9 protein-coding genes are annotated in these 7,322 nt (G+C 69.3%); 4 read left to right on the plus strand and 5 right to left on the minus strand.

Going from position 1 to position 7,322, the window contains the following annotated elements; genetic code table 11:
- A partial coding sequence (locus AC1D01_RS14660; protein ID WP_477867400.1) for a LysR family transcriptional regulator occupies nt 1-341 on the minus strand: 341 nt, incomplete at its 3' end.
- 105 nt (nt 342-446) lie between these two features.
- Between AC1D01_RS14660 and AC1D01_RS14665 the strand changes: the two genes are divergently transcribed.
- Genes AC1D01_RS14665 through AC1D01_RS14680 form a run of 4 tightly spaced genes read left to right on the plus strand, consistent with a single transcriptional unit; the run spans nt 447 to nt 3,989 of the window.
- A complete protein-coding gene (locus tag AC1D01_RS14665; RefSeq protein WP_047513132.1) occupies nt 447-956 on the plus strand; it encodes a hypothetical protein in 510 nt (169 codons plus the stop codon).
- Nucleotides 949-1,620: a PspA/IM30 family protein gene (locus AC1D01_RS14670; RefSeq protein ID WP_477867402.1), complete on the plus strand. Its 672-nt coding sequence runs from the start codon at nt 949-951 to the stop codon at nt 1,618-1,620. Before AC1D01_RS14665 ends, AC1D01_RS14670 begins: the two co-directional genes overlap by 8 nt.
- Nucleotides 1,617-2,246 (plus strand): OB-fold-containig protein, encoded by a 630-nt coding sequence (locus AC1D01_RS14675; protein WP_477867404.1) that lies wholly within the window; start codon nt 1,617-1,619, stop codon nt 2,244-2,246. The genes AC1D01_RS14670 and AC1D01_RS14675 overlap by 4 nt, the downstream gene beginning before the upstream one ends.
- Before the next feature lie 48 nt (nt 2,247-2,294).
- On the plus strand, nt 2,295-3,989 hold the full coding sequence (locus tag AC1D01_RS14680) for a flotillin family protein (protein WP_477867406.1): 1,695 nt from the start codon (nt 2,295-2,297) through the stop codon (nt 3,987-3,989).
- Between the two features lie 3 nt (nt 3,990-3,992).
- Here the strand turns inward: AC1D01_RS14680 and AC1D01_RS14685 are convergent, their stop codons facing one another.
- The 4 genes from AC1D01_RS14685 to AC1D01_RS14700 form a co-directional block, all read right to left on the minus strand.
- Nucleotides 3,993-4,724, minus strand: coding sequence for a cupredoxin domain-containing protein (locus AC1D01_RS14685; protein WP_477867408.1), 732 nt, complete (start codon nt 4,722-4,724; stop codon nt 3,993-3,995).
- A gap of 8 nt (nt 4,725-4,732) precedes the next feature.
- The gene (locus AC1D01_RS14690) at nt 4,733-5,188 is read right to left on the minus strand and encodes a group I truncated hemoglobin (protein ID WP_477867410.1); all 456 of its coding nucleotides are present in this window, start codon (nt 5,186-5,188) and stop codon (nt 4,733-4,735) included.
- Between the two features lie 20 nt (nt 5,189-5,208).
- Nucleotides 5,209-6,147, minus strand: a complete 939-nt coding sequence (locus tag AC1D01_RS14695; RefSeq protein WP_477867412.1) for a DUF3034 family protein — start codon at nt 6,145-6,147, stop codon at nt 5,209-5,211.
- 113 nt (nt 6,148-6,260) lie between these two features.
- Nucleotides 6,261-7,322, minus strand: a 1,062-nt coding sequence (locus tag AC1D01_RS14700) for a DNA polymerase Y family protein (protein WP_477867414.1), incomplete at its 5' end; no start/stop codon positions are given.

Below are 7,322 nucleotides of genomic sequence, written 5' to 3' on the forward strand. Positions count from 1 at the left end.
GGCACCAGCACCTGGCGCGCGAACGTCGGCGGCGCCGTGATGCGCAGCCGCTGCACCTGCTGCGCGGCGCGCTGGTGCAAGGGCACTGCAGCCAGCAGGCCGAGCGCGGTCGAGACCTGGGCCAGGTACTCCTTGCCGGCCGGCGTCAGCACCAGCGCCCGCGCCGAGCGCGTCAGCAGCGGGGTGCCGAGCAGCTCCTCCAGCGTCGCGATGCGCTTGCCGATCGCGCTCGCCGTCACGTGCAACTCATCGGCCGCGCGCTCGAAGCTGCCCAGGCGGGCCGCGCACTCGAAGGCGCGCAGGCCGTCGATCGACGGGTAGCGGAGGTCGGGCAGGCTCATGAGGCGCGATGATAGGCCGCTCTCGGGCGCGTCGAATTCGTTTGTTGACAAACGAATTCAATTGAATACACTGGGCCGCAACGGAACGACTGCGAAGGAAGCGTCATGGTGAGAACCTCGTCCATGGAGCCGGTGTCCGCGCGATTGCCCGGCGACATCTACCTCTGGCTGGCCGGCCTGGAGATCGAAGGCGCGCCCACCAACAGCGACAAGGTGCGGGTGCTGCTGTCCCAGCTGAAGCGCCAGTACGACGGTGCCTTCGACTACGCCGCGGCCCATGCCTGGGTGCGCGACCTGATGGGCGGCCTGCGCGACGGCCTGGTGGCGGCCGAGCGCGAATCCGGCCGACACTCCGACCTGCTGGCCGCCTCGCTGGAGCAGCTGACTTCCACGCTCGCGCTGGTGGTGTCGTCGCGCCCCGCCAATGCCGGCGAGGCGCGCGCGCTGGAAGACGCGCTGGTGCGGCGCCTGTTCGCGATGGCCGATGGCCTGCTGCGCCAGGGCGCGACCAGCGAGGCATCGGCTTTCGATCCCGGCGTGGTGCGACGACACTGGAAGAGCACGCTCGAACTCGCCCAGCTTCTCAACGACAAGCAAGGAGGTCCCCATGGCTGATTCCCTGAAGGCGCGCGTCGGCCGCGTCATCGTCGGCAGTGCCCATGCGCTGCTCGACCGGCTCGAAGGCGCCGCTCCCGAGGCGATGATGGAGCAGGCCCTGCGCGAAATCGACAAGGTGGTCGACGAGGTGYGCCACGAGCTGGGCACCGCCGCGGCCAACCGCCACCTGGCACAGCAACAGCACGCGCTGCTGAACCGCCGCCACACCGAGCTGTCGGCCCACATCGACGAGGCCATCGCGCAGTCGCGCGAAGACCTGGCCCGCGTCGCGGTGGCGCGCCAGCTCGACATCGAGGCCCAGATCCCTGTGCTCGAGCGCTCGCTGGCCGAGCTGTCCGGCGAAGAGACCGAACTCACCGGCTACGTCAACGCGCTGCTGGCCAAGCGCCGCGAGATGACCGAGGCGCTGCAGAACTTCCGTGCCTCGCGCAAGGCGGTGGCCGGCGGCACCGCGCATGCCGCCACCACGCGCAGCAGCGAGCGCCGGGTCGAGGCCGCCAGCTCCGCCTTCGACCGCATCTACCAGCGCGAGACCGGCTTGTCGCCGGCCGCGGCCGGCACGTCGATCGAGCATGCCGCGCGGCTGAAGGAGCTGGAGGACATGGTGCTGAACAACCAGATCGAGGAGCGCCTGATGAAGCTGAAGGCGGCCCAGGCATGAATCTCCTGACGGCGCCGCAGACGGTGCCCTTCGGCGCGGCCTTCGTGGTGATGCTCGGCCTCGCGGTGCTGGAGCTGGTCGGCTTGCTGTCGTCGTTCAGCCCGAGCGAGTGGATCGACCACTCGCTGCTGCCCGAGCCCCATTCCGACGCCGGCCTGGACGGCGTGCTGGGCTGGCTGCACCTGGGCAAGGTGCCGACGCTGATCCTGCTGGTGCTGCTGCTGGCCGGCTTCTCGATCTGCGGCTACCTGGTGCAGATGCTGGCCTCGGGCGTCAGCGGCGCCTACCTGCCGGGCCTGGTCGCCTCGCTGCCGGCCGGTGCCGGCGCCGTCGCGGCGGTGCGCCTGCTCGGCGGCGCGCTCGGGCGGATCATCCCGCGCGACGAAAGCTCCATCGTCAGCGAACGCGAGTTCATCGGCCGGGTCGCCACCATCACCAGCGCGTCCACTCGCGAAGGGCTGGCCTCGCAGGCGCGGYTGCGCGATGCGCACGGCCGGGCCCATTTCCTCCTGGCCGAACCCGACGTGGCCGGCCTGGTGCTGGCCGACGGCATGGAGGTGCTGGTGGTGTCGCGCGTCGGCAGCATCTACAGAGTGATAGCGAACCCGCACCCGACGCTGATGTAGCGTGCGGGGCACCCACAACGTTTCGGATCCATCGAGGAGGAGGTCGTGATGAACAGTCTGATCGAGATCGGCGTGCTCGCCGCCATTGCGCTGCTGGCGATCGTGCTGATCGGCCTGGTGCTGGCGCGGCTCTACAAGCGCTCCACCAAGGAAACCGCGTTCGTTCGCACCGGCCTGGGCGGCCAGAAGGTCATCATGGACGGCGGCGCCATCGTGCTGCCGGTGTTCCATGAGCTGGTGATGGTGAACATGAACACGCTCAAGCTCGAGGTGCTTCGCCGCGAGCGCGAGAGCCTGATCACGAAAGACCGCATGCGCGTCGACGTGATCGCGGCGTTCTTCGTGCGCGTCAAGCAGACCGCCGAGGCGATCAGCACCGCGGCCCAGACGCTGGGTGCGCGCACGCTGAGCCCGAACGAGCTGAAGGCGCTGGTCGAGGACAAGTTCGTCGATTCGCTGCGCGCGACCGCCGCGACCATGACCATCCAGGAGCTGCAGGACAAGCGCCGCGAGTTCGTGCAGGCGGTGCAGAACGCGGTGGCCGAAGACCTCGAGAAGAACGGGCTCGAGCTCGAGTCCGTCTCGCTGACCAGCCTGGACCAGACCGACAAGCAGTTCTTCAACCCGAACAACGCCTTCGACGCCGAGGGCCTGACGAGGTTGACCGAGCAGACCGAGTCGCGCCGCAAGCAGCGCAACGACGTCGAGCAGGACACCGAGATGCAGGTGCGCACCAAGAACCTCGATGCATCGCGCCAGAAGCTGCTGATCGAGAAGGACCAGGAGTTCGCGACGCTGACCCAGCAGCGCGAGATCGAGATCGCGCGTGCCGAGCAGATGGCGCAGATCGCGCAGCAGCAGGCCGAGCGCAGCCGCGAGGCGGAGACGGTGAAGATCGAGGCCGAGCGCCAGGTGAGCCAGAAGCGCATCGTCGCCGAGCGCGAGATCAAGGCGGCCGAGATCGAGAAGAACCTGGCCGTGCAGACGCGCACCATCGAGAGCGAGCGCCAGACCGAGGTGCAGCGCGCCGAGCAGCGCAAGCAGGTCGAGATCGCGCGCCAGGACACGCAGATCGCGATCGCCAACAAGTCGCGCGAGCAGTCGGAAGCCGATGCCGCAGCCAACGCGGCGCGGGCCGAAGCGGTGAAGTCGGAAGAAGGCGTGACGACGGCGCGCGAGGTCGCGGTGGCCGAGCGCCTGAAGGAGATCGAGCTGATCGAGGCCGACAAGACCGCCCAGCAGAAGGCGATCGCGGTGAAGGTGGCCGCTGCGGCCGAGAAGGACGCGACGGTCGATCGCGCCGAGGCGATCCGCATCGAGGCCGCGGCGCGCCAGGCGGCGGCGCTGGCCGAGGCCGAGGGGCGGCGCGCGTTGAACGACGCGCTGAACACGCTGTCGTCGGCCCAGATCGACCTGCAGGTGCGCATGCAGCTGTTGCAGCAGTTGCCGCACATCATTGCGCAGGCGGTCAAGCCGATGGAGCAGATCGATTCGATCCGCATCTTCCAGGTCAACGGCCTGGGCCAGGGCGGCGACGGGAACGGCGCGGCGGGATCAGGTCAAGCCGGCACCGGCACCTTTCCGGAGCAGGTCGTCAACTCGGCGCTGCAGTACCAGATCGCCAAGCCCATCATCGACGCGGTGATGAAGGACGCCGGCCTGAACAACCAGGGCATCACCGGCATCAGCGAGTCGATCGCGGCGATGCTGCCGCCGACGCGGCACGCCGACGCCGCGTCGTGACGCTCAGGCGCCGCGGCGCTTGCGCGGCACGAAGTTGAGCTTGCCACCGGCCTTCAGCGCCTCGGCACCCACCTGCACCGGCTGCGCCGGCTGGTCCTGCAACTGGTCCGGGTGCCACAGCACGAGCTGYGCCGCGCCCTCGGGCACGTTGTCGATGCGGGCGATGCCGTTCTCGTCGGTCTTCGCGTACCACGGCGTGTCGGTCACGTACACCTGCCCGCGCATCGACGCATGCAGGTGGCAGCCCAGCCCGATCGGGCCGGCCGTCTCGACCTTGATGTCGGCCTGCGAGCTGCCGGTCTTCTTGGCGCGCGGTGCGGCAGCCTGGTAGTCGTCGTACTCGGATTTGCGGCCACCGGCCGCAGGCGCCGATTCCGCGGCATCCAGCCGGATCTCGAAGCTCTTCACCGCCGGCATGCTGCCCAGCGGCCCGCTCGGCACCGAGCGCACGTGGTGGTCGTAGCTGTCGCGGTTCAGGAAGCGCAGCGTCGTGCCGGCCGGCACCACCGTCAGGAAGGGCGCGAAACGCAGGTTCTCCTGCGCGATCACGACCGGCGCCGCCGGCGGCTTCAGCAGCGGCTTGATCGCCGGCTCGATCAGCACCACGGTGTCGATGGCCGGCTTGCCGTCGGCATCGGTCACGAGGACCTGCACGCTGGCGGCCTGCGCGTTCAGCGCGAGGAGGGTGGTCAGGGCGAGCGCGAGGGCGCGCAGGGTCGGGTGGGAAGAGGTCATGGTGTGGCTCAGGGTGTGTTGATGATGTCGCGGTGCATTGGCGCCAGCCTGGCGAGCAGCTTGTTCTGYGTGGTGAACGCGATGCCCTGCGCCTCCATCGCCTGCTGCAGCACCTCGACCAGCGCGTTGAAGTTGTTCTTGTTGATGTCCATGCCGGYGTGCGCCTGCTTCATGTCCGGGCCCTTGCGCCGGCATGGGCCGCCCGACACCTCGCAGAACTGCGTGACCAGCTCGGCCTTCACGTGCGCCTGGTCGACGTCCTTGAAGAACGGGTTCATCCGCGGGTCGGCCAGCAGCCGGACCATGAAGTCGTCGACCAGCTTCACGAGGCCGGGCTGCGCGCCGAGCTGCTGGTAGAGCGCGTCATCGGTGGGCTTGGTGGTGGTCTGCGCATGCGCGCCGCCGGCCATGAGCGCCGCGCCGAGCAGCAGCGCACGGGCCAGCGTGGAAAGGATGCGGTTCATCGTGGGTCTCCTGGCAGGGGTCAGAACGCGATCTGCGCGGACAGGTAGCCGCCGTTCTGCCGGCGCGTCACGACGCCCGGCACGATCTTGCCGAGGTCGACGTAAGCGGCGGTCAGCGAGAAGTTCTTGCACGGCGCCCACGCGATGAACACGTCGGCCCAGTCGTCCTCCTTCAGCGCGCCGGCGCCGAGCGCGGTGTTGTGGCGGAAGTTGTCCGGCTTGGCGCGGTATTCGATGCCGGCCGCGATGGTCTTGCTGAACAGATAGGCCAGCGACACCTCGGGCTGCAGCCGGTAGCTGTCGTGTTCGGTCGCGCCGAAGCCGAGCAGGCCGTTCTGGTTGGCCTTGGTGGCGCGCAGTGTCAGGTTGGCGAGGATGCCCTGTGCGAGGAACAGCTTGGTCGCGCTGACGTAGAGGTCGGTGCCGCTGTCCTTCGCGCCGAACGCGGTCAGCACGTCGGCCAGCGGCCCGGAATGCGCCTTCTTGTACTGCAGGCCGACGGCGATCTGCGGCATCCAGCTGTCGCTGTCGAGCACCGCATCGCCGGCCACGCGCAGCTTCAGGCCGACGATGTCCTGCTTCAGCCGCAGGTCGTTGAACGACGGATCGCCCAGCACGCCGGCGAGGGCCCCGCCGACCGGGCCGGTGTCGAAATCCTGGTGGGCGAGCGAGAGCTCGATGCGATCGTCATAGGCGACTGCGACGCCATAGCCGCTCAGTCCGTAGTCCTGCGTCTTCACGCGAGTCACGAAGGCCGAGCCGCCGAACTCGCGGGTCGTGCCATAGCCGCCGGTCACGGCCCAGGGCGTCAGGCCGCCGCCAGCCGCACCGTCGATGCTGCTGACGCCGCCGGTCAGCAGCAGCTTGCCGCCGTAGGTGCTGCTCTGGGCCAGCACCGGCGCGGTGGCGACGGCGAGGGGAAGGACGGCGCACGCGAGCGCCAGTCGATGCAAGGGCATGGGGTCTCCTCAGGTTCGTTGGCGGATCTACGCACTGAGGTCGGCCACGGATGCAGTCTGCCGATCGCGCAGGGGCGCATGGTCCCCTTAACGTGAAAAATTGGCAATCCGGGCTACGGGTCTGGCTGATCGAACAACGGCATCGGCGCGTAGACCGGCTCGGCCTCGCGCACCTCGGGCGGCGCGGCCATCGGGGCGACCAGCTCGCTCAGCGTGGCCAGGTTGCCGGCGCGCACGCCCAGCAGCCGCAGCCGGCGCGACAGGTCGACGCGCTTCAGGCATTCGCCCGCGGCGCGGCGGATCGTGCGGGCGTCCATCGTGTGGGCGGGCAGCGTCAGGTCGCGCGTGACGATCTTGAAATCGTCGAAGCGCAGCTTGATGCCGATGGTCTTGCCGGCGTAGCCCTTGCGCGCCAGGTCGCCGGCGAGCTCCACGCACAGCTCGGTGAAGATGGCCGACAGCGCGGGCCGGTCGCGCACCGCGTGCAGGTCGCGGTCGAAGGTGGTCTCGCGGCTGATCGACTTCGGCTCGCTGTACGTCACCACGGCGCGCTCGTCGCGGCCGTGCGAGGCCTCGTGCAGCCACGCGCCGTAGCTCTTGCCGAAGTGCTCGACCAGCCAGGCCGGGTCGGCCGCGGCGATGTCGCCGATGGTGTGCAGGCCGAAGCCGGCCAGCTTCTCGCTCGCCTTCGGGCCGATGCCGTTGACCTTCTTCGCGGCCAGCGGCCAGATGCGCGCCGGGATTTCATCGAACGACAGCAGCGTCAGGCCGTTCGGCTTGTCGAGTTCGGAGCACAGCTTGGACAGCAGCTTGTTCGGCGTGACGCCGACCGAGCAGGTCAGGCCGGTGGCGTCGAACACCGCGTCTTTCAGCGCCTGGCCGAGGCTGCGGCCGGCGTCGTGCTGTGCGCCGGGTACGTCGGTCAGGTCGATGTAGATCTCGTCGATGCCGCGGTCTTCGACCAGCGGCGCGATCTGCCGCACCGCGGCCTTGAACAGGCGCGAGTAGCGCCGGTATTCGTCGAAGTCGACCGGCAGCAGGATGGCGTCGGGCGCCARCACGGCGGCCTTCATCATGCCCATCGCCGAGTACACGCCGAGCGCGCGTGCCGCGTAGGTGGAGGTGGTGATGACGCCGCGGCCGGTGTAGTCGCGCAGCTTCGCGTAGCGCCAGCT

The organism is Rhizobacter sp. P3_B12, assembly GCF_056402895.1.

Excerpts from the sequence above, each read along its gene's own strand:
- AC1D01_RS14695 (WP_477867412.1), bottom strand. The coding sequence starts at position 6,147 with ATGCCCTTGCATCGACTGGCGCTCGCGTGCGCCGTCCTTCCCCTCGCC.
- AC1D01_RS14680 (WP_477867406.1), top strand. The coding sequence starts at position 2,295 with ATGAACAGTCTGATCGAGATCGGCGTGCTCGCCGCCATTGCGCTGCTG.
- AC1D01_RS14665 (WP_047513132.1), top strand. The coding sequence starts at position 447 with ATGGTGAGAACCTCGTCCATGGAGCCGGTGTCCGCGCGATTGCCCGGC.